We start from the raw sequence: 22,084 nt of genomic DNA, 5'->3' as shown, positions 1-22,084 counted from the left end.
TCCTCATGCATTAGAAAGGCTCCCGGCTTAATTGTAAGGATACGATAAGCTTGCCTTGACTGTCGTGCCCTGCCATGATCAATCTATCCGTCTCACTCTCTTCGTAGTGAGTTAAACCTTCTGAGTACACCCAACCTTGCGACATTTTCAGACCTATCCGATAAGGTCCTTCTCCTGAAATCGACCCATGAGAATATTGAATGACAGCATTGGTGATAAAAGTAGACGCCGAATGCTTAGAGCTATCCAGGTGAGCTGCATATGCCCCCATTGTCATCTCAAGATGGATATACAGATCCTGATCTTTAAGCCGGTCGATTCGTTTTTGTATTTCTGACTGATTGATTAGCTGCAATGTTGCGCCTCCATCTCTGACTGAATGTATAGCTGAATGTACATATAAGAAATAAGATCCATATCTTTGCAGAACGGACCTACATGATATAAGTGTGACTTATTTCTCATCAAAGTATAACTTGCGATGCTTTGTAATTCAATGGATGTTTCTGAGTAGTAGGGATAGGTATTCAATATCTGTTTTCAATAAATCTTTTAACTAGGTTTCTACCAAAAGCGTGACAATATGTGTCTTATTTTTTAATAGAATTCTTTAAAAATAAATTGGAGGAATTTGCTTATTTAAGTATAATGGTATCATATGCCTACAACTTAAGACCTAATCCGACATCATTCACTAAAATATTGAATAGGTAATTAAGCAGGTAAGTACAATAAAAGGGGAATGAACATGCTTTGTAGAACGTGTAACACTGAATTGCCCCAGGATAGCCTATTCTGCGAAAATTGTGGAACTCAGACTACGAGTAGGGTTTCTGAAAGGAAAAAAAACAAAAAAAATTGGATTCTAATCAGTAGTATTATCGGAGTCATAATCGTAATTACCTCGATATTTTTAATCCTAAATAACCGACCCGTACATGCATTCAAAAATGCTATTAAAGATAATAAATTTGGAAATGCCATAGAAATTTATGAGAACAAAATCAAAGGCGATTTAGAAAAGGAATCAGAAATCAAAACATATCTTCAAACCAGCTTAGAACAAATTAAAAAAGAATACACTGACGAAACGATCGATCATAGCACTGCTTCAAACCAACTAGAAATAATTAAGAAAACTAGCCTTTTGGATTCGGAAGTGAGAATAGCTCAATCGGATATAGATAAATTGAATGATTCAAGAACTGCCTTTAAGACCGGAGCAGAACTCCTGAGTAATAATGATGTGAAAAATGCTCTAACTGAATTAAAGAAGGTCAACGAGGTTGACCAAGCTAACTATTCGAATGCCCAAACCCTAATTAAAAATGCTTTTGCTGTCTATAAAACATCTATTCTGGATGATGCTCAGAAACTTTCAACAGATCACAAATATGATGAAGCTATCAAAGTTATTGATGAAGGATTATCCATCATGTCTACTGATTCTGATTTGTTGGCTAAAAAAGCAGTTTATGAAAAACAAAATGAAGAAAAACTAGCTCTCCAACGCAAAGAGAAAATGGAACAAGCCAAAAAAAATCAAGAGGTAACTGTAGAGAAAGCCGCTATAATCGTTCAAGATGATACTTACAAATCCCTATATCCTGATATGATTCAAGTTATAACACGTAATAACACCGATAAAGTTGTTAAAAACATGGACGTATCTATGTTGGGTTTTGATAATAACGGGCTTCCTATAAAGATTAAACGAGAATATGGAGATACTTCCTTAGAATTTGTAGGAATCGCTCAAGATGTAAATATTGTACCAAAAGCCACATTCGGTTCAGAAAAAGGCTGGGGCCTCGATAGCTCACATGGTATAAAAACTGTGCTTGCCTGTGTAAAAACTGTAGAATACTATGACGGTACAACATGGGAGAACGAGTATTATCCGTATTGGCTTGAGGAGCATCAGGAAAAGCCCTTAAAACAATAACTATGGATTGCATAGAAGTCTCTCCAAGCTAGCAAACACTTGCCCTAGAAATCACGTCCCACTCATACTATATAAATTGATCCTAAGACCTTTATACGGAGTAAGAACGTCATTACGGGAAATGTTTGGCCTTTCGGCCGCTGTTGTCTCCAGATTTCTTTTATTTGTACCCTGTTCGCGGTTGAAATCCGGAGACAAAGGCGGTCGCTACCGCTCCTACAGCCCCAAACTTCCCCTTCAATCCTTTCTCCTCTTTTATTTTCCAGTTCAATCTATATAAAAAAAATGCGTTGGCGAGGCTGCCAACGCATTTTTTTTTACACGCATAATGAACGCTCCCAGAAAACACAAAGCGACCTATCAATATATAGGATAACCCGCCACAAATAATGCGAGATATAACAAACCGCCCATAACAGATACTGCGGTAAGTGCAGCATCCTTAGACTTCTCTTCTGTGAGCGCCACCGCTGCAAAAGCCAGAGGAAACACAACGATAAAGTAACGTGGGGCGGACAACAGCCAGGTAGGAGCAACTACAAACGCGAAATACACGATGAAATATGCTGTATATGCAGGATTCAGCTTCTTCGCAGCCATACAGATAACGATCAGAGCGGAGAATATCGTCAGCAAATTGGGTAACCATAATCCAAGAAAATTACGGCTATCTCCCTCAAGAAAAGTACCAACAGCATACTCCATCTGATATCTTACAGTATCGAAAAAGAAATAGAGCTTTTGGAACCAATGCTCTTTTTGATAGATACTATACTGAAACGCGTTGCCTGTAACATCATAATTAATATAAAGGTAGGCCAGCAGCCCCAGCGATATAGTGAAAAGGCCAACAAAGGCATAAACCAATTTGCTTATAAATGTCCTTCTATGTACTCCTTTATAGGTGTCCCGCAGCTCCCGTATAAATTCAATAGCGACCGGTACAGCCAGAAGTATTCCTGGGGAACGCGTATAAGCTGCCAGTGCACCGAACAAGCATCCTATGAGCCAATTCTTTTTACGCACAAAATAGATACACATCAGAGAAAGTGCCAAAAATAGTGATTCCGTCATAGGGAGGAGGAAAAAGAACGCCGCAGGAAATATAAAAATATACTTCACCACTCGCATAGCATTTCTCCGCGACATATCCAGTCTAGCAAGCTCATAAGCGAACAGAGCCGCAACGATCGAACTAAGGATAGAAACAACAAACCCTGCCGCAACATAACTACCCGTAAATATCTCAACTACTTTAATTAAATTCGGTAAAAAGGGGAAGAACACAAGGTGATATTTAGCATCTCCCTCTGTCACATACCAGTTCTCCGCAATACCAAGATAAGAAGAAGCATCGATCCCCGATATGTGCCATGTCTCCATCATTTTACTGAAGAGACCACCAGAATAACCATTCTGTATGATCAGAAAAGCATAACCAATGATCAGAAGGAGAACACGACTTAGCACCATCCAGCTAATAATGTTCAGCCATGCCCGCCTACTCCCGCGGTCCGTTCTATTACTCTGCATCTCTTCTGGTTGCTTACTGGTCAGAATATACTCTGTCAAAACAGGTATCGTGCGTAGGCCTAATAACACGAATAGTGCGAAACAGGTCGCTGTGGCTATAGTGCCCAGCACTGTCCAAGTCTGGTTTGAATAGGCCCAGAAAATACCCGTACCCGTCATAATCAGTACGAAAATGATGGATATGATTTTGTCATACTTCTTCATTTAAACCTCCATTTGTCTGCTCTGACCCCGCACAATAGATAAAAAAGGAAATTAATACATATAGAATTATAATAGTCGCTTGCATTTTTTTTGTAAATCATTTCTATCGATTTCATAGCGTAAGACAAAAGATAAAAATGTAAAATGATCTGTTAAAATGAATATACATTAACTAATCTTGGGAGTATGTATGAAATAATAAAACACAGCACAGGTGAGGAGTGTATCTAATGAAGGAACAGTACACAGCAAAGCTTGAATTGTTCGCAGAAAACGCGCTGAAGATGAAAAAGGCATTTGCCTGGCAAAATGTAATGGTTAACCGTTTGGCGGCCTTACTATACACGGCAGAGAACAAAATTGCAGATGAGGAAGCGATTCGCGCGAGCTATGAGCTTATAAAGGAGAACACTGGTCGGTTCTCTTCATTTAGGGGTAACTCGGTCATCAGCATTGCTGCCCTGCTCTCTCTTTCTGCTGCACAAGAACAACAGCTCGCAAACACCCTGACCGTGTATGATTTAATGAAGGAAGTTAAATTCAGAGCCTCTGATTATCTCGTTATATCAGCCTATCAGATCGCCGCTCATACGACATCAGATCAATATTCCCGTACGGTAGAACGGGCAAAGCTGTTTTACGACAGTATGAAAGCCAAGCACCGTTTTCTTACTGGACAGGACGATTATATTTTTGCTGCCATGCTCGGCCTTTCCGATATCGACATTGAAAAAGGTATCGATCGCATGGAGCAACTCTATACTGCGCTTAAGCCTGAGTTTAGATCGGGGAACAGTGTGCAAGCCCTGACACAGGTACTGATTCTTGGGGGAGAAGCCCCAGAGGCGGCAGCCCGCGTGCTTGCTTTACGCGATGAATTCCGGTCACAGGGTATCCGTCTGGACAAGGAATATACCCTTTCCTCGCTTGGCGTGCTGTCTTTGCTCCCCTGTAACAAAGAGGACATTGTTACCGACGTCTCAGAGACCTACGAATTTTTACGTACCCAAAAGGGCCTCGGCAGCTGGTCCATCGGCAAGCAGGAATTGCTGCTGCTGTCAGCTGCGCTGGTAGCCTTCAAATATGTAGATGATGTTAGACACGGTATTGTAACTACAACGCTCTCCACCAGCATCACTAATATTGTGATCGCACAACAGGCTGCTATTGCCGGGGCTACGGCTGCATCGGCTGTCGCTATATCCTCCTCTTCAGATTAAATTAATTGTCACAAGAAAAATATTTCCGTAATCGATACTTGGGCGTTTGATAATGTTATAATCACTTTGATTTATCCACTCTTTTCAGGCAAGGGTGAGAGAACAATCAGAAACAGGTGATCAGATGTTTGAACTTAAATGGCTATGGCAGAACTTAAAGGGTAACCGGACGCGTTACATTCTGGCGCTCTGCCTCTCGGTGGTGGGCTCAAGTCTCACAATCGTGAACCCGTACATCAGCCAGCGCATTGTCGATACGTTTATAGCCGGTGACAATGCCCTGCAGAACCTTGCTACAGAACGGCAACTTTTGATTATGCTCTGCCTGGGCATGATTGGATTTTCTCTACTGCGCACAGGGCTGGCTTATTTTACGACCATGCAGTATGAAAAGTCCTCGCAAAACATGATGTACAACATCCGTATTTATTTGTACAACAAGATTCAGGGACAAGACAGGGAATATTACGACCATAACCGCACAGGCGATCTTATGACCAAGATGACAGGTGATCTGGACATGGTTCGTCACTCTATGGCATGGATTTTCAAGACGATCATCGAATCGTTAACGATCTTCATCGCTGCCGTTATCTATTTTTTCACAATAGATGTAAAGCTGACGCTGTGGATGCTTATCCTGTCACCGCCAATTTTTATCGTGGCTTACATATTCGCAAAACGCGTACGTCCCATGTATGTCGATCTGCGCGAGCGACTGTCCCAGCTTAACACGACTACTCAGGAGAATATTTCAGGCAACCGTGTAGTCAAAGCTTTTGCCCGCGAGGAGTTCGAGATCCAAAAATTCACGGAGAAGAATGTCAACTTTTCCACGGCGAACAAAAAAGCCGCCCTCGTCTGGCTTGATTATTTTCCTTATCTGGAATCCTTCGCTCAGGGCTTCAACGTAGTCCTAATGTTAGCCGGTGGGTACTTTCTTATGGAAGGCCGAATCACCTTTGGCGAATTCACAGCCTTCTCTTCGCTCATATGGGCCGTATCCAACCCTATGCGCAACATCGGCATTATTATCAACGACATTCAGCGCTTTTTTGCGAGCTTGTCCAAAATCGTCGATGTCTATTATGCTAAGCCCAATATTGTAAACGAGCACAAGTCTACAGACAAACGCCGTTACGAAGGCCGCATTGTATTCGATCATGTTCGCTTCAAATATGACAGCGCTATCGTGCTGGATGATGTTAGCTTTACCGTTGAACCCGGGGAAACCATTGCGATCATGGGCTCGACAGGATCAGGCAAAACAACAATCGTTAACCTGATCCCTCGCTTCTACGATGTATTCGAAGGACGTGTACTGGTAGACGGCACCGATGTTCGAGAGCTGGAGCTTGATGAACTACGCGATAATATCGGTATGGCGACTCAAGATGTACTCTTGTTCTCCGATACCATCGACGGAAATATCGCTTATGGCGATCCTGATCTTCCGGAAGAGGATGCAATAGGCTATGCCAGACTCGCAGCCGCACACGATTTCATTACCAAAATGCCTGAAGGTTATGATACCGTTGTCGGGGAACGCGGAGTTGGATTGTCCGGAGGGCAAAAGCAGCGTATTGCATTGGCACGGGCATTAGCGGTCCGCCGCCCAATTCTGATTCTGGATGATACGACCTCTGCTGTCGATCTGGAGACAGAGGAGCACATTCAGAAAAGTCTACGAGAGCTTGATTATCCTTGTACGAAGATTATTATCGCGCAGCGGGTGTCCACTACTTCGCAGGCCGACCGTATCCTCATTGTGGATGGTGGGAAGCTGATTGAAGAAGGTACCCACGCCGAACTGCTAGCCAAACGAGGCTATTATTACGATGTGTTCAAACTGCAGAACGAGGGGATTGGAAGGCAGGTGATCGAAAGTGGCAAGGAATAAATTCGACGTCGATGAGAATCTGGAATCGCCGTTCAACATAAAACACTTCCGGCGTGCGATGGTATATATCAAACGGAAGAAAACACCTATGATTGTAGCGTTTGTACTCAGCGCCCTTTCAGCAGCCATCTCACTCTCGGCCCCGCTGATCATGCAGCATGTCGTCGACGTGATTATTCCGGCAAAAGCCAAGCTTGCGCTGCTGGGCTGGTCCGCCCTGATGCTGGTGACCATCGTAGTCAGCGTTTATCTGGCTACCGTCCGCTCACGCATCATGACCAGTGTCGGGCAGGATATTATTTTTGACATCCGTACCGATTTGTTCAAGCATCTGCAGGATTTGCCCTTCAAATACTACGATGACCGGCCGCAGGGCAAGATTCTCATACGGGTCGTGAATTACGTCAATTCGGTTTCAGATGTGCTGTCCAACGGTATTATCAACTTTATTCTGGAAATAGTGAACCTGATCTTTATCGCTGCCTTCATGTTCGCCGTCGATGTACGGCTATCGTTCGTCATTCTGGCAGGATTACCTGTATTCTTTGGCATCATGATGCTGATTAAAACCCGGCAGCGCCGGGCGTGGCAGGCAGTGTCCAATAAAAGCTCCAATCTGAACGCCTATTTGCAGGAAAGCATCAGCGGCATCGGTGTGACACAAATGTTTTCCCGCGAACAACGCAATGAGGGGATCTTCACTCGGCTCGCTGGCAATTTTCGCACGGAGTGGATGAAGGCTCTGCGTTATAACATACTGATTCCATTCGCGGTCGATAACTTGTCTACCATTGTTACAGCATTGATTTTCCTTGTGGGTCTGTTGACGCTTAGCCCCCAAGACATGACACTTGGCGTTATTCTGGCGATGAGCAGCTACGCTGCCCGCTTCTGGCAGCCCATTCTGAATCTCTCGAACTTGTACAATAACTTTATCAACGCCGTTGCCTATCTTGAGCGTATCTTCGAAACGCTGGATGAGCCGGTTACTGTCAGTGATATTCCGAATGCGAAAAAACTGCCAGCTGTACAGGGCCATATCACTTTCGACGATGTAACCTTCGCCTATGACCCAGGGCTTAATATTCTGGAGAATATCTCCTTCAACGCCAAAGCAGGTGAAAGCATCGCGCTGGTAGGACCAACAGGCGCAGGCAAAACAACAGTCGTCAATCTGATCTCACGCTTTTATAACGTTTCAAGTGGTAAGATTCTGATTGATGGCCAGGATATCTCGCAGGTCACACTGAAATCCCTTCGTAGCCAAATGGGGATCATGCTGCAGGACAGCTTCATATTCTCCGGTACTATTCTGGACAATATCCGTTACGGTAAACTGGATGCCACCGAAGAAGAAGTGATCGCCGCGGCAAAGGCCGTTTGCGCCGATGAATTCATCCGTGAATTTGAGCAGGGCTACCTCACTGAGGTCAACGAGCGCGGCTCCAAGCTGTCTCAGGGACAGCGGCAGCTCATTTCGTTCGCAAGAACCCTCTTGGCAGATCCGCGCATTCTCATTCTGGATGAAGCTACTTCTTCCATCGATGCAAAGACTGAGCGCTTGCTCCAAAAGGGGCTAAATGAGCTGCTTAAGGGTCGTACCTCTTTCATTATCGCGCATCGTCTGTCCACCGTGAAAAACTGTGACCGCATTATGTATGTGTCGGGCAAAGGCATTGCAGAAAGCGGCTCACATGATGAGCTGATCGCAAAGAGAGGGCTCTATCACCGTCTCTATACGGCGCAGAAGATGGAAGCTTAAGTCTAGACAACAAACCGCCCGCGTTTATGGCAGATTGACATTGCCATGGACGCGGGCGGTTTTGTTTTGGCGTGATATTTACTTGCTTAAAAGCCGTTATTTTGTTCTGTATTAGTCCTTTTGCCTACCATGCACCGCCCTATCGTATGCTTCAAACCTCCTTGAAAGTACCTATAGTAAAATAACCCCATCCATTGAGACTCTGATCCTAGTTATTCATATATTTATCGCAATTAATAGCGCATGTCTGTTGGATATTTGGCACTATAAGTTCTGTCCTTGGAGAAGGATTTAGAAGTTTTCTGTGTTCAGATAGGTAATTTATCTTACTTTTATGGCAGTTGATGTCGATAACTAATAATAGGAGTAGTGTCATACAAAAAAGAAATATATTTGAAAAGGAGAAGGAATTGTGGAGAGAGCGAGAAATTTATCTTTAAAGTATAAGGTATCCATGATTGTAATTATCATGGTTGTCTTAATTTTTGCCGGAGTCACCTATTTCAGCTTAAACATTCTGAAATCCAACCTTTCGAATGACTTAAAGAGTGAGCTTCTTAGTGTAGGTACCTTGACCAGCATGCAGATTAATCCTGAACAGGTTAATCAGCTACTTAGCAACAACGGAGAAGGAAATCCTGACTTCACAAGTCTTCAGAAACAGCTTGATCAAATCCAGAAAGATCAAGGTGTAATGAGTTGGAGTTATATTTGGAGTTTGAAGGATGATCAAGTAACCACTCAAGCATACACTTCCAATTTGAACGAAATCTATAAACCTGGGGCTTTATTCGCGGATCTTGCTCCTATCCACCTAGAAGCTGCTAAGAAGGTTTACTCCACCGGAATATCTGAGGTCACTGATGTCTTCAAAGATCCGTTTGGTACATGGAGAACCGTAATCTCCCCTATTAAGCAGGATGGTAAAGTAATCGCTGTAATCGGTATAGACTATTCAGCTGACTACATAAATCAGTTATCCAGCCAGGCTAGGAATAAACAGTTATTACTTACAATTATCGGTATTATCATCATAGCTCTTGTAATCTATGCCGTTATCACTAGAACACTTAAACCACTGAAGTCTATTGTTGATGTATCTAACCGTATCGCCGCAGGAGATCTTAGCAGCAGTCCACTTAGCTACAATTCTGCCGATGAAATTGGCCAGCTTAATACAGCGATTGTCAAAATGCAAGATAGCCTCCGCACTCTGATCCTGAACATCCAAGAGTCTTCAGAACATGTAGCTACCTCCTCTGAGCAGCTCACCGCTAGTTCCCAAGAAACGGAATCCTACTCTGTACAAGTGAACAGTGACATGACCGAAGTCGCCGAGAAGACCCTGATGAATTCAAAGATTACGGAAGAAACTGTAATTGTACTGGAAGAAACCGCGATAGGCATCCAACGTATTGCTGAATCCACATCTTCCGCTTCAGAGGAATCTGAACAAATGGCCTCGAGTGCTCAGAACGGATATGACTCCTTAGATAGACTACAGAATCAGATGAATAATATTACAGAATCCGTCACCCGCATTGCCGATGTGATTCAAGTACTCAATTCCCAAATTAGCGAGATTAATACAATGACCAATCTGATTACCGATGTGGCAGAACAGACGAACCTGTTGTCGCTCAATGCTTCTATTGAAGCTGCGCGTGCGGGTGAACATGGTAAGGGATTTGCTGTCGTTGCAACCGAAATCAGAAAGCTTGCCGAAAGAACAGGCCGCTCTGCAAGTACAATTGCTGAGCATCTGGGAAGTATTACACAGAGTACCGCTCAGTCACAGGTCATAGCCCAGGAGGGTCAGCAGGAAGTTCATAAAGGTCTTGAACTGATGAAAGAAGCGGCTCAGTCCTTCAATCAGATTCTCGAATCTACCAAGAATGTATCTATGCAAATGCAAGAAATCTCCGCTTCATCACAGCAAATTTCCGCCTCCTCTGAAGAGGTTACCGCTTCGATGACGGAGCTTAGAAACGTCTCCGGCGAGATTGCCAAGAAATCTGACCAAGTCTCCAGCTCCTCCGAGCTTCAGCTGCAATTCATTCAGGAGGTAGCCCAAGCTACCGAATCTTTAAGCCTTACTTCGCAATCTCTTCAAGAATTAATTCAACGATTCAAAGTTTAATTTTTAATAGACAGGAGCGATCATAGATGAGCTATACAGGGCTAAAAGGCAAGCAAGCGTTGATTACAGGCGCAAGCAAAGGAATAGGCAAAGCGGTGGCACTTGAATTCGCCAAGGCGGGAACGAACGTTATGATCAATTATATTGGCGATGCTCAGGAAGCACTTGAAGTAAAAAAAGAAGCGGAATCCTATGGCGTTAAGGCCGAAATTCACCACGCCGATGTCAGTGATTCCACCCAAGTGCGTGAGATGTTCGCTGCATTCGACCGCCTATTCGGCACACTCCATATACTCGTCAACAATGCGGGGATTGCCCAGGCCGTAACAGTCCGTGAAATGACAGATGAGCAATGGGACCGCATGATCAAAGTACATTTATATGGAACTTTCTATAATGCACGGGAAGCCGCACGCCGTATGTGGGACAATAAGGCTGGTAAAATCATTAACATCTCCTCGGACTTAGCAAGTCTTGGCTGTGAAGAATTCACGCATTATTCGGCAGCCAAAGGTGGTATTACTTCTTTCACCAAAGCTTTGGCACGGGAACTTGCCCCACACATTAACGTGAACTCGGTAGCTCCAGGAGGAACATTGACCGATATCCTCGCTGACTTCGGCGAAGGCTACGAAGAAGAAGAAGCGGCGAAATATCCACTGAAGCGGCTGGCACAGCCGCAGGAAATCGCTAAGTCTGTTCTGTTCCTGGCTTCCGATGATGCCAATTTCTACACAGGACAAGTGCTGGGTGCCAATGGCGGCAGTGTAATGAATTAATTTATTCTAGTCATCTTAATGGTAACCACTGGGGGAGCAATCACATGACGTCCATAATTGTATTTCTCATTTATTTGATTTTTATATATTACATCGGCTTCAAAGGGTATCAAAAAATCAAAACCGCTGAAGACCTGCTCGTTGCGGGCTGGAGCATGCCGCTCTACGTCGTAGCCGGCAGTCTCCTGGCCGCCATGCTGGCGGCACCGTTCTTCTTCGCGGCTATCGGGTCCGGTTACACCACTGGCGGCTTCGAAGGAACAGCAACGATGGCCGGGCTTGGCACATGCATGGTGCTGGGTGCCTTCATCTGGACCCGGCCGCTGCGCAGATTGAAGGGATGGACCATTGCCGACTATTACGGCCTGCGCTATGCCAGCAAGAAGCTAGGTGCTTACTCTGGATCTGTGATGACCATCGCTTTCGGCTTCTTTAATGCGGGAGCCTTGACGGTCGGAGGAACCTATATCATCCAAGCAATCTTCGATCTTCCTTTTATCCCGGCTGCCCTGTTGTTCGTGCTTCTAACAGCGCTATATTCCATCATTGGCGGACTATGGGCAGTTGCCTATACGGAAGTCATCCAAGGCCTTCTCTCTATCGTGGGAATCCTGGGGATTACCGTTGCAGTCATTTACTCGTACCACGATAACATCTTCCATCCCGATTGGTGGAACGTAAGTACACTATTCAATAAAGGCGGCGCTACTTTCTGGAGCTTGTATCTAGTGCTGGCCTTCGGTGATATTCCTGCAGCTGACTTAGGGCAGCGGGTAGCTGGAGCTAAGAATCCGAAGATTGCCCAGCGGGGGATGATTATCTCTGGTGTCATTGTAATTCTAATAAGCTGGATTCCCGGCATGCTTGGTGAAGCTTATAAATTCATTTACCCAGGCAGCCAAAATCCGGAGAACCTCATGCTGGCCTTCGCCCAAGGTTACTTCCCGCCGCTAGTCTCTGCGATCTTCCTGACTGCGCTGGCTGCCATGGGAATGTCGACACTAGCCGCCTGCTTCGTCGCTTCCTCCGGGGTGTTCACTAAGAACATTTATCTGGATTTCATCAATACAAACCCTGAACCAAAGAAGCTGCTTCGTGTCTCACGGATCGGAATTGCGGTTAGTGCCGTTATCGGCTTCATCCTGGCGATTAACTTCCAGCAGATCATCGATCTGGCTTATCTCGCCTGGGATATCATCTTCGTTACGGTCTTCTGGCCGCTTGTCCTAGGGCCATTCTGGCGTAGAGTCTCCACCATTGCCGTGTGGGCCAGCATCACCGTCGGTCTACTCTACTACATCATTACTTCCTTCACCGGGGTACCGGGATGGACTACCGACTCTACCGGATTCTTTGGTCTGGTGACAGAGCTTTGGATGATGCCGGGCATTTCCGGTGTGATTCTGTCCGGCATTACCATTGTATTATTCAGCTTCATCTTCCCAGCTACGCCTGCTGTCCTCGAAATGTTCAATAAACAGAAGGACGCCTCACTGGATGAAGTGAGTGGTACAGATGACATTAATTCCGGCTTCAGTACTCACGCAAAGGCTTAATAGAGGCCTGTTATCTTAATTTAGTCCAGCTAAAAAGGGCTGTCTGCCGAATCTTCAAGATCCGGTGACAGCCCTTCTTTTATGCTGACTCTAATAAGCTACGCAAGAAGCATTCGCTTAGATTTACTCAAAATCTGCGATCGCTTCAACAGTGTCAACTGACACTAAAGCGTTTCTGTACTAAGCGTAAACCCTTCGATCATGGCATCTTCGTCAACCTCAATCAAAATACAGCGTTTCCCTTGATAATTCACCTGTTTCACATACTTTAAATCCTGTGGACTGATCGAAATCGTAGCTACTTTGGTATCAATCTTTATCGATTTAGTAGTGAATTTCGGCATCACGCTGCTCGCCTTCATCTCATAATGCTTATTGTCAACGATCGTTTCAAACGCCCGCTCAACTTTTTCCTGCGTCACATTCTCCACGCCGCTTACCGTCAGCACGCGTTCCAAATCTTTATAATCGAGCTTCGGAGGTTCTTCCTGGCCTTCGCCATCTTCGATAACCTGATGGATCTCCTCATACACCTGTGCGAGGGTAGCTGCGTCAACTTGTTCGCCCGCCACTTCCTTCACGATATCTTCGAAAATCGCTCTCTCTTCCAGTGCCGTCACGGATCTTTCGGCATTCAAGACCTGCTCGATGAAATGCGGATCTGGAAAGTTCGATTTTCCCGTACAATACAGAATGCGGTTCACATCGGAGTAATTGTCGGTCACGCTCGGGTAAAAGAAGCCCTGCTCCGGTGTACTTAACTTGACGATCGGATCTACAATGACATTGTATTTATATTCCTTCTCCACATAATCAAATAAGAGAGCTTTCCGTTGCTTCTCCGTCGAATTCACGCTGCATAGAATGAACGGATGCGCGAACATTTCGTTCTTCTCACTTTCCTCAGCTTCATCGTTTCTTGCTTTGGTTGGCCGGTAATACTGTCCACGAACGAAAGTGACCACCGTATCCCGTTCATAATGGGTATCTGCCATCATTCTATCCACCAACATCAGCATTAAATCCTGCCACTCTTCCGGATCACCTGTCACTAAAGCTTGGTGCAGCATCACCTGCGTCGGTTCCTCTGCTTCCTCTTGAAACTTCAACTCGAACAGCTTCTGATCCAACTCGCCGGTCAGTAGTTTTTTAAAATTGCCCATATAGAGCTCCTGCTTCTCTCTGTCCACCAGGCCAAACGGCTGGCGCTCCCAATGATAGATCTCGTTGCTTTCCTTCATAATATACACGTTGAGAATGTCGTAAATATTCAGCAAATCGTGATCCAGCTTAAATTGCTTGCGTATATGCGCGACTTCTTTCTTTATCATGATTCGTTAAACAACTCCTAAGAAGTAAATTGGTCTTATCAGTATAAATGATATAAAAAACCTTCGCTATATAAGACGAGCTTATGATATGAACGTAAGGCTCGGTCGTCGCTACGGTGAATGTTTGGACTTCCGGTCGCTATTGTACCCAGATTTCTTCTTTATAAGCCGCTTTTAGCGGTTGAAATCTGGATACAAAGGCGATCGCTAACGCTCCTACTGTTCCAAACCTTCCCCTTCGTTCCTTCTTGCTCTTTGTTATTTTCTTTTATTCGTCTTACATTTCTATCGAACATTAGACCCTAAATAGAAATCTTTTGCCTTACCCACCTTAACATGATACAATACAACAAAATACTATAATATCTATCGGAAAGGTGTGTTTTAAATGAGCTCAACTCGTATTTTAGAAGAGGTTTCCGCAGAGGTTCAACCTTATCGCAACGAAGAGAACAGTGTATCGCCATTGTTTCTGAACCGCTGGTCGCCACGCGCATTCGACGATCGTAAAGTATCAGAAGACGATTTAAATGCGATTTTGGGAGCCGCTCATTGGGCACCTTCCTCATATAATGATCAGCCATGGAGATTTGTGGTGGCTAAGACAGAGGAACAACTGGCAGTATTTCATCAGTTTTTGGGCGAGTTCAACCAGCTTTGGGCGACTACAGCCCCAGTGCTCGTTCTCGTCGCTTCTGATACTAAACGTGAAAACGGCGATCACAATGGAGCTCATGCTTTTGATACAGGGACTGCTTGGGGCTACTTGGCACTTGAAGCAACGCTGAAAGGACTGGCAACTCATGCTATTGGCGGATTCGACCGCCAGCAAGCCAAAGCGGCCTTGAATTTGCCTGAACAGTACGATCTTCATGCCGTCATTGCCCTTGGCTATCAAGGAGATAAGAGTAGTTTGCCTGATCCAATTCAGGAGAGAGAGGTACCGAGTGGACGAAAGCTGCTTAGCGAAGTAGTTTTTGAGGGAACTTATAAGTAAACCTCCAGTTAAGCTAAACGGTTACCACCAATTTATAAAATAATTTCCCACTATAAAAACGGTCTTCATCCTTATATGGATAAAGACCGTTTATTTTTTTCTACCATTTATTTACTTCTCTGCACTAGTTCGTCCCAGTTAGGTATTTTACTCTGCGTCTATAAATGCCTTTACCTCGTCATTAAAATCACTGAAAAATGCTTTAGACATATTTTCATTACCAGTTCTTCTAGAAATTCTATTAATCTGCATTGCAGCTGTAACACTATTCGTTAATGTAACAAACTTCTTAGGTCTTTCATCACTAATTCCAACCGTTGTATCGTCCCAAACTTTATTCACTTCTGGGGTCCAAACTCCACTAGCTTCACGATTGTCTATCATAATCGCCTTCGTGTCTTGGTCCTTAACAGATGCTTTTAACAATTCCGCAATTGCATAGGCTTCCTCAATGGTTACACGAAAGCTTGTATGTTTAACATGAAAAATCCCATTTTCTTTCCAATAAGTTGTTGTTTTAGGTAATTGATTATCAAATGTATACATAGACCTCATCCTTCCTCAAGCGCTTTAAATTCAGCATAGATTGTGAAACTGGCCCAGAATATAGAAAATATCTGTACATTCCGTAAGATGGTTGTGTAACCAATCCAACTCGAGGAATGACAGATTATAATTATTATACTGATTTTATGCTTAATTTACCAGCGGCACGGTTATACGTGATGGAAATGAATGAGCTGACGATCCAAATAGAAATCAAGCCAAAAGGCTGGCCTTATTTATTTTCTTTTATATTCGCTTATTGTCATGCCCGTCCATATATGAAATGCTCTCACAAATGAATTTAGATCTTGATACCCTAAGAGGTAAGCTATTTCATCAGAGATCATATCCGAATTTTTCAAATATGCCTTGCTAGTAGTTCTCTTGTATGGTTTAGCTGTTTCTGAAATGATGTATTTTCTTCCTTTAATTTTCTTTGCAGCGTTCTTTTGCTCCAGCCTAATTTTGATGATACATCCTCTATAGTTCCTTCTCCTGCCGGTAAAAGCTCTATGAGTGCACTTCTAACTCTAGCGGCATAAGTGTCATCTACATCTAATTCATTAAGCCGTCTTCTTAATTCTGGCTCGAAATATTCCCACATGGCATCATTTTGGCTTATAAAAGGACGAAGTGCATCTTGCTTTGATATCGTCAGCATATTTCTTGGTCCTGCTGCAGGTCTTATTCCAAAAAAACTTTCATAATGATCATGATCTATCTGATGCTGTGTCATCACTTCTTTTGGTACAACATGAGTTTTAGTAGCATTTCTCATAAGTTGTACTAAAAACACCATTTCTGCACCAATTAAAAACTCGGGCACTTCATATTCTTCATTTTCAAAACTCATCTCTAAGGTTACGTCATTCATATTTTCGTTAATTACAAAGACTAATGGGCCTATAAGCCTTTTATATGTTGCTATTCTTTTCATACAAGTTAACATATTCTTACTGCAATAAGCTGCAAAAACAGGTGGGGAAAATGTTTCTACACTTTCTAATGTACCCATCTTTATTGGCGTGCACTCATCAATGGACAGCTCTTTGAGGGCTTCCATAAACCTTATATATTCAACAGCTGTTAATGAAGATATTTGACGATTAAATAAGTCTTCAGGCAGGTCGGATTTTTTCAGTGCCTCTGTAATGGATATACCGGCATTTTCTATTAGGTCTGCAAATTTCCTATTCATTACAACTCTATTATTAGACATGTACCCCTCCCTAATTATCCATTCCTGCTTAAATGAAAGACTATTTTTTTTGCTGCATTTGATATATTTGTTTCAACATTACCTTCTTAGGTATGAATGGTGTCATTCCGATCATCGCTCTTTGGGAAGCTGAGACCCCTGAGATGACATTTAATTTCCCCTCTAACATTGAATCATATCCTTCTTTTGCGACAATATATGGACTTACTGTCTTGGCAAACAAAGGTGTATTCACCAAATCAGCCGCTTGGGCAAACTCTGTTTCCATTCCTCCAGGTAATAATGCTGTAACTGTTATGTCCTTATCATGTAATTCTTGCGCTAATGCATTGCTAAAGGACGTAACATAAGCTTTCGATGCATAATAAACAGCTTGCAATGGCCCGGCCATAAGTGATGCTGTTGACGATACATTCATTATTTTCCCACTATTTCTTTTTACAAAGTCAGGCAAAAACAATCTTGTTAAACTAGTCAGCGCTACGATATTAACTTGAATCATCTGTAAATCTAATTCCATTGGACGCTCGTGGAAATAACCACGTCCTCCAAACCCGGCATTATTTATAAGGTAATCTACCTGTATGCCTGCCTTTTTGACCTCGTTATAAATCTCAACAGGTGCCTGAGGCAAATTTAAGTCCTTCGCAATAACCTTCACCTTAATATTATATTTCTTCTCTAATTCTTGTTTGAGTTCATTTAACTTATCTTCTCTTCTGGCAATGATAACAAGATCCCCGCCTTTTGCTGCGTGAATTCGAGCAAATTCTCTTCCTGTTCCACTAGATGCTCCTGTAATTAGCGCTACTTTCCTACTCATGTCTAATCCTCCTATTATTCCACAGATGCAATTCGTTATGACCACATCTATAGTTTCAATTTACCTTGTGTTAAGAATTATATTCTCTATATCTCACGATTTTAACGACATTTCACGCCATTATTCTTTCAATTCGCGCCAACCTGGGCATCATGGAGTTAATAATTGCACAGCTGAGTTGGAACCCATTATAGAAAAGCAAAAAGACACAGAAATGTGCTTCCGTGTCTTTAAGAAAGATAAACTTATGATCCGAACGTAAGGCAGCTTCGGATAATCCTATCCTCACTCAACCCTCAACAATAGCCATTTCAGCAGCGTTACGATGCCTCATTGCAGATGGGGGGATCCCGTACTTCTTCTTCCAGACTTTTGAGAAGTGCGAGACATTCTCGAAGCCTGTAGCGTAACAGACTTCCGTGATGGATATTCCGGAATGGGTTAATAGCTCCTTAGCCTTCTCTAACCGACGATTACGAATCCATTGTATTGCAGGCTCATTATAGATCTTCCGAAATTCCCGTTTGAAGGTCGATAAGCTCCTGCCGGACAAATAAGCCAGATCCTGAAGCGATACGGGGTTAAGCAGATTCTTCTCCACCACCTCGACAATACTTGTAGGACGTTGCTGTCTCAGCTGCAGAATTTGGTTCAATAACCCTTTGTCCGCATCCAATATATCAAATAGAAGCTCCAGCATTTTCAGCTTAATTAATTCGTCTTGAATGGCCTCTGGCTTGTCAAAATAAGGCTTGAGTGATGCAATATAGCTTAACAGGCGCTCATTCACCGAATGAACAGCCGTTGGAGCAGGCGATGTAGTTTCGGGAGAAGGAAGACTGGATATTTTCATAAATTCATGCAGCAATTCATCCTTCAGAAAGAACATCATGTAATCCAAGATATGTCTCGAATTCTCTTCCCCATACTTCTCATACTCGACGGCGATGCCTTTATGCAACAGCACCATTTCGTTTTTTCTCACCGCATATTCCTGATCACCATATCTGATGATGTAGACCCCTTCCAAAACAACTAATAGAACATGATCCTGCAGATACATTCTCCCGGTCTGAATGTCAGAATAGCCGCATGCCCCCATGACCGATAGTCCTTTCATATTAAGCATGCTAACACTGGCTATACTCTGAGGCATTTTCACAGCCTTTGTAATTACTGCCCCCATTTGCCTCACTCCTTATCTGAGTACAAGATAACACAAAGCCCCCATGCCAATCCAATGGGACAGCACTAAAATTTACGGAAGCATGCTCCGGCACGTAACAACTGTTCCAATTTATCGGTTCGAATGAGCCGAATTGACAACTAAAATGAGCTGCACGACAAAGCTTTACAACCTCGGCTCGGTTACTATAAGGATAGAAGTTATGCAACAAACAAAGCATATGCAGAAAGAACAGATACAAACAAACTACAAGAAAAGGTGTGGGAAAAATGAGAGAAGTACAAAAATTAACCCTTGAAGAAATTGCTGACCGTGATGCGATCCGTGAACTAGTTGATGCCTATGCATTTTGTGCAGACACAAGAGATGCTGAAGGTCAAATGTCACTATTCACTGAAGATACGCTATTTAGAGTATTTATGGATGAGCGTCAGGCAGAACCAGACCAAATCATTAACAGTAGACAAGATTTGTTCCCTGTGTTCGACAACCTGAACACCTATACCTCCACCATGCACTTTAATGGCCAAAGTAAGATCACCTTGTCTGGTGATACTGCAACTGGGACAACCTATTGTTTTGCTCATCACTTAACAGTTGATGGCGATAAACAAAATTTGATGGTGGCAACGATCAGATATTTCGACGAGTTCGTCAAAATTAATAATACCTGGTTCTTCAAAAAAAGAGATCTCAAGGTTGCATGGGTTGAAACTAAACCTCAGCATAGCTAAATCGCCTGTATGACTATTTTCCCCTGAGTCTTAGTTTACTAGTACGTGTGCTCAGATTGTTATAACAACTCAAAACACCTGTCGATACCGGACTCTTATTGCCCAGTATTGACAGGTGTTTTAGTTTGTAACGGCGAAAATTTATTGTTAGACTCACAACTCTTCTATCCACTTTTTAGTTGGTTAGGGAACAGGGGAAAACTCATGAACAAACATACATTGGTTTCGACTTCGAAAAGTAGCGACAAGGAAGCACTTGCTGTTGAAACTGTTCGCTTGGCAGGCCTTATCAGCGCCCAAACCCCATATGAAGGGACTTTCGAGAAATGCATCCCCGGCCTATCCGTCAGTCGATATTCGCAAGTAAACGAGAACTCTGTAAAATCATTTGACTTGCCCTCTATGTTAATTGTAGCCCAAGGTGCTAAGTCAGTGACCGTAGGGCAAGAGGTCTATCGATTCCATCAATCGCAAATCCTTATGCTTCCTGTGGCACTTCCTATTGCTTTGAAGGTCACACAAGCTAGCAATATCGAGCCTTATTTAAGCGTAAAACTGGTTCTTGAACCGCAAAAAATTGCCGAATTAGCCCTCAGGGTATATCCAAAGGGTGTACCTGCCGTAACGAAGTGGGGCGCAGGTTATGTACTAAACGCCGACCTAGGTATGATTAGTGCTGCAACAAGACTGGTGGAATGTGTGACCAATACCAGTGATGCCGAATTACTGGGCCCCCTAGCCATGGATGAGATTTTAATACGAGTTCTACGCAGCCCAATTGGATCTAGTATCGCTGAACTTGGCTTTTCAGGATCGGAAGCACACCGGGTTACAAGAGCCATTACCTGGCTTCGTAATAATTACGCCTATCCAATGAAAGTTGCAGAACTGGGTGAGATGGTACATATGAGTGAATCTACTTTTCGAGTGCATTTCAAATCTATTACCTCAATGAGTCCATTGCAATACCAAAAAGCGCTTCGCCTGCATGAAGCAAGACGGTTAATGCTCTCTGAATCAATGGATGCGACAATAGCATGTTATCAAGTAGGTTACGTTAGTCCCTCTCAATTCAGCCGGGATTACAGCCGTTTTTTTGGAAGCCCACCCAAGAGAGATGTTTTGGGGTTACGTCAACAAGTAACGGATGATTCAAACCTCCATTGAAATAGGCAATAAACGAAGCAGAACAGGCAATCATCAAGACGCGATGGATTCTAAAATGAATATAACCTTGTAACCCCGAACTCCGATCGCAAGTAGATCGTTTCGGTAGTGCAAGTAAATCCTATATTCGATGGAGGGTCTCATCATGCGTATTTTTGTAACAGGAGCAACTGGTTTTATCGGCTCTGCCGTCGTAACCGAATTGTTAAACGCAGGACACGAAGTGATTGGCCTGGCTCGTTCAGATGAAGCTGCCGACTCTCTACTTAAATCCGGAGCGCTCGTACACCGTGGTTCTTTGGATGATCTGGATAGCCTGAGAAGCGGTGCAAAAGCATGTGATGGTGTCATTCATACTGCTTTCAATCATGATTTTTCGAATATGGCAGATGCCGGACTAACAGACCGCCGTGCAGTTCAGACTTTCGGTGAAGCACTTGCCGGCTCGGGACGCCCTCTGGTTGTGACATCCGTGATTGCTCACCTTGCACCAGGACGAATTGGAACAGAGAAAGACTCCCCTGATGTTAGTACTGCTGGGAGGCACCGAATCGCTTCGGAAGAGGAAGCTCTTTCCTTGGTTGAGAAAGGCGTGCGTGTATCCGTGTTGAGACTTCCTCCTTCGGTACACGGTGCCGGTGATCGTGGCGGCTTCGTTCCGGCGTTGATTAATGTCGCTAAGCGGACCGGTGTTTCCTCATATGTGGGAGAAGGTTCAAACCGCTGGTCTGCTATACACCGATTGGATGCTGCAAGATTGTTCCGACTAGCACTTGAAGCCGCTCCTGCAGGTTCCAAGCTGCATGCGATCGGCGAGGAAGGTGTCCCTATTCAGGAGATTGCCAAAGTAATAGGTCGTCGCCTCGATATTCCTGTCGTTAGTAAATCTGTTGAAGAAGCTCCTGCTCATTTTGGTTGGCTGACACATTTCGTTTCGCAGAATGTTCAGGCTTCGAGTAAGTTGACTCAAGATTTGCTTGGGTGGAGGCCTGAGCATGCAGGTCTTCTGAGTGATCTTGATAGGAACTATTTTAATAATTGA

Annotated in this window: 19 protein-coding genes; 11 read left to right on the top strand and 8 right to left on the bottom strand. The window is 43.7% G+C overall.

Annotated features, from left to right (window positions below; genetic code table 11):
- Positions 1 to 10: 10 nt before the first annotated feature.
- Positions 11 to 355: a YojF family protein gene (locus ACFORK_RS22885; protein WP_379203386.1), complete on the bottom strand. Its 345-nt coding sequence runs from the start codon at positions 353 to 355 to the stop codon at positions 11 to 13.
- Between the two features lie 393 nt (positions 356 to 748).
- Here ACFORK_RS22885 and ACFORK_RS22880 point away from each other — a divergent pair, with 393 nt between their 5' ends.
- Positions 749 to 1,945, top strand: coding sequence for a DUF5780 domain-containing protein (locus ACFORK_RS22880; RefSeq protein ID WP_379203384.1), 1,197 nt, complete (start codon positions 749 to 751; stop codon positions 1,943 to 1,945).
- A 360-nt stretch (positions 1,946 to 2,305) separates the two neighbouring features.
- On the opposite strand, the gene ACFORK_RS22875 is transcribed toward ACFORK_RS22880, so the two are convergent.
- Positions 2,306 to 3,682, bottom strand: a complete 1,377-nt coding sequence (locus tag ACFORK_RS22875; protein WP_379203382.1) for a hypothetical protein — start codon at positions 3,680 to 3,682, stop codon at positions 2,306 to 2,308.
- Positions 3,683 to 3,912: 230 nt separating this feature from the next.
- On the opposite strand from ACFORK_RS22875, the gene ACFORK_RS22870 reads away from it, so the two are divergent.
- The 6 genes from ACFORK_RS22870 to ACFORK_RS22845 all read left to right on the top strand — a co-directional run bounded on the left by ACFORK_RS22870 (position 3,913) and on the right by ACFORK_RS22845 (position 13,039).
- Complete coding sequence (locus ACFORK_RS22870) at positions 3,913 to 4,902, top strand: DUF4003 family protein (protein WP_379203380.1); 990 nt, start codon at positions 3,913 to 3,915, stop codon at positions 4,900 to 4,902.
- A 124-nt stretch (positions 4,903 to 5,026) separates the two neighbouring features.
- Positions 5,027 to 6,802, top strand: a complete 1,776-nt coding sequence (locus ACFORK_RS22865) for an ABC transporter ATP-binding protein (RefSeq protein ID WP_379203378.1) — start codon at positions 5,027 to 5,029, stop codon at positions 6,800 to 6,802.
- Positions 6,789 to 8,564 carry an ABC transporter ATP-binding protein gene (locus ACFORK_RS22860; RefSeq protein WP_379203375.1) on the top strand — a complete coding sequence of 592 codons (1,776 nt, stop codon included), beginning with the start codon at positions 6,789 to 6,791 and terminating at the stop codon, positions 8,562 to 8,564. Before ACFORK_RS22865 ends, ACFORK_RS22860 begins: the two co-directional genes overlap by 14 nt.
- A 412-nt stretch (positions 8,565 to 8,976) precedes the next feature.
- Positions 8,977 to 10,704: a methyl-accepting chemotaxis protein gene (locus ACFORK_RS22855; RefSeq protein WP_379203373.1), complete on the top strand. Its 1,728-nt coding sequence runs from the start codon at positions 8,977 to 8,979 to the stop codon at positions 10,702 to 10,704.
- A gap of 26 nt (positions 10,705 to 10,730) precedes the next feature.
- Positions 10,731 to 11,483: an SDR family NAD(P)-dependent oxidoreductase gene (locus ACFORK_RS22850; protein ID WP_379203370.1), complete on the top strand. Its 753-nt coding sequence runs from the start codon at positions 10,731 to 10,733 to the stop codon at positions 11,481 to 11,483.
- Positions 11,484 to 11,527: 44 nt separating this feature from the next.
- A complete protein-coding gene (locus ACFORK_RS22845; RefSeq protein ID WP_379203368.1) occupies positions 11,528 to 13,039 on the top strand; it encodes a sodium:solute symporter family protein in 1,512 nt (503 codons plus the stop codon).
- Positions 13,040 to 13,203: 164 nt separating this feature from the next.
- On the opposite strand, the gene ACFORK_RS22840 is transcribed toward ACFORK_RS22845, so the two are convergent.
- Positions 13,204 to 14,370, bottom strand: a complete 1,167-nt coding sequence (locus ACFORK_RS22840) for a DUF4317 domain-containing protein (RefSeq protein ID WP_379203366.1) — start codon at positions 14,368 to 14,370, stop codon at positions 13,204 to 13,206.
- 388 nt (positions 14,371 to 14,758) lie between these two features.
- On the opposite strand from ACFORK_RS22840, the gene ACFORK_RS22835 reads away from it, so the two are divergent.
- Entirely contained in the window at positions 14,759 to 15,367 is a 609-nt protein-coding gene (locus tag ACFORK_RS22835) for a nitroreductase family protein (RefSeq protein WP_379203364.1), read from the top strand.
- Between the two features lie 147 nt (positions 15,368 to 15,514).
- Here the strand turns inward: ACFORK_RS22835 and ACFORK_RS22830 are convergent, their stop codons facing one another.
- From ACFORK_RS22830 to ACFORK_RS22810, 5 genes are all read right to left on the bottom strand, one after another.
- Positions 15,515 to 15,913, bottom strand: a complete 399-nt coding sequence (locus ACFORK_RS22830; RefSeq protein WP_379203362.1) for a hypothetical protein — start codon at positions 15,911 to 15,913, stop codon at positions 15,515 to 15,517.
- A gap of 236 nt (positions 15,914 to 16,149) precedes the next feature.
- On the bottom strand, positions 16,150 to 16,260 hold the full coding sequence (locus ACFORK_RS22825) for a helix-turn-helix domain-containing protein (protein ID WP_379203541.1): 111 nt from the start codon (positions 16,258 to 16,260) through the stop codon (positions 16,150 to 16,152).
- Positions 16,261 to 16,271: 11 nt separating this feature from the next.
- On the bottom strand, positions 16,272 to 17,132 hold the full coding sequence (locus ACFORK_RS22820) for an AraC family transcriptional regulator ligand-binding domain-containing protein (protein ID WP_379203360.1): 861 nt from the start codon (positions 17,130 to 17,132) through the stop codon (positions 16,272 to 16,274).
- A 40-nt stretch (positions 17,133 to 17,172) separates the two neighbouring features.
- A complete protein-coding gene (locus tag ACFORK_RS22815; protein ID WP_379203358.1) occupies positions 17,173 to 17,955 on the bottom strand; it encodes an SDR family NAD(P)-dependent oxidoreductase in 783 nt (260 codons plus the stop codon).
- A 289-nt stretch (positions 17,956 to 18,244) separates the two neighbouring features.
- Positions 18,245 to 19,141 (bottom strand): helix-turn-helix domain-containing protein, encoded by an 897-nt coding sequence (locus tag ACFORK_RS22810; protein WP_379203356.1) that lies wholly within the window; start codon positions 19,139 to 19,141, stop codon positions 18,245 to 18,247.
- Between the two features lie 269 nt (positions 19,142 to 19,410).
- Here ACFORK_RS22810 and ACFORK_RS22805 point away from each other — a divergent pair, with 269 nt between their 5' ends.
- The 3 genes from ACFORK_RS22805 to ACFORK_RS22795 all read left to right on the top strand — a co-directional run bounded on the left by ACFORK_RS22805 (position 19,411) and on the right by ACFORK_RS22795 (position 22,084).
- A complete protein-coding gene (locus ACFORK_RS22805; RefSeq protein ID WP_379203354.1) occupies positions 19,411 to 19,875 on the top strand; it encodes a nuclear transport factor 2 family protein in 465 nt (154 codons plus the stop codon).
- Positions 19,876 to 20,079: 204 nt separating this feature from the next.
- Positions 20,080 to 21,042, top strand: coding sequence for an AraC family transcriptional regulator (locus tag ACFORK_RS22800; protein WP_379203352.1), 963 nt, complete (start codon positions 20,080 to 20,082; stop codon positions 21,040 to 21,042).
- Between the two features lie 145 nt (positions 21,043 to 21,187).
- Entirely contained in the window at positions 21,188 to 22,084 is an 897-nt protein-coding gene (locus ACFORK_RS22795; protein WP_379203350.1) for an SDR family oxidoreductase, read from the top strand.

This window comes from Paenibacillus sp. GCM10012306, assembly GCF_042649265.1.
GTDB lineage: Bacteria > Bacillota > Bacilli > Paenibacillales > Paenibacillaceae > Paenibacillus_AQ.
This window is presented reverse-complemented; position numbering and strand designations above follow the sequence as displayed.

Coding starts and splice junctions, on each gene's coding strand:
- ACFORK_RS22800 (WP_379203352.1), top strand. CDS start 20,080: ATGAACAAACATACATTGGTTTCGACTTCGAAAAGTAGCGACAAGGAA.
- ACFORK_RS22815 (WP_379203358.1), bottom strand. CDS start 17,955: ATGAGTAGGAAAGTAGCGCTAATTACAGGAGCATCTAGTGGAACAGGA.
- ACFORK_RS22825 (WP_379203541.1), bottom strand. CDS start 16,260: ATGATCTCTGATGAAATAGCTTACCTCTTAGGGTATCAAGATCTAAAT.
- ACFORK_RS22795 (WP_379203350.1), top strand. CDS start 21,188: ATGCGTATTTTTGTAACAGGAGCAACTGGTTTTATCGGCTCTGCCGTC.
- ACFORK_RS22875 (WP_379203382.1), bottom strand. CDS start 3,682: ATGAAGAAGTATGACAAAATCATATCCATCATTTTCGTACTGATTATG.
- ACFORK_RS22880 (WP_379203384.1), top strand. CDS start 749: ATGCTTTGTAGAACGTGTAACACTGAATTGCCCCAGGATAGCCTATTC.
- ACFORK_RS22835 (WP_379203364.1), top strand. CDS start 14,759: ATGAGCTCAACTCGTATTTTAGAAGAGGTTTCCGCAGAGGTTCAACCT.
- ACFORK_RS22805 (WP_379203354.1), top strand. CDS start 19,411: ATGAGAGAAGTACAAAAATTAACCCTTGAAGAAATTGCTGACCGTGAT.
- ACFORK_RS22845 (WP_379203368.1), top strand. CDS start 11,528: ATGACGTCCATAATTGTATTTCTCATTTATTTGATTTTTATATATTAC.
- ACFORK_RS22840 (WP_379203366.1), bottom strand. CDS start 14,370: ATGATAAAGAAAGAAGTCGCGCATATACGCAAGCAATTTAAGCTGGAT.
- ACFORK_RS22810 (WP_379203356.1), bottom strand. CDS start 19,141: ATGGGGGCAGTAATTACAAAGGCTGTGAAAATGCCTCAGAGTATAGCC.
- ACFORK_RS22820 (WP_379203360.1), bottom strand. CDS start 17,132: ATGTCTAATAATAGAGTTGTAATGAATAGGAAATTTGCAGACCTAATA.
- ACFORK_RS22850 (WP_379203370.1), top strand. CDS start 10,731: ATGAGCTATACAGGGCTAAAAGGCAAGCAAGCGTTGATTACAGGCGCA.
- ACFORK_RS22865 (WP_379203378.1), top strand. CDS start 5,027: ATGTTTGAACTTAAATGGCTATGGCAGAACTTAAAGGGTAACCGGACG.
- ACFORK_RS22830 (WP_379203362.1), bottom strand. CDS start 15,913: ATGTATACATTTGATAATCAATTACCTAAAACAACAACTTATTGGAAA.
- ACFORK_RS22870 (WP_379203380.1), top strand. CDS start 3,913: ATGAAGGAACAGTACACAGCAAAGCTTGAATTGTTCGCAGAAAACGCG.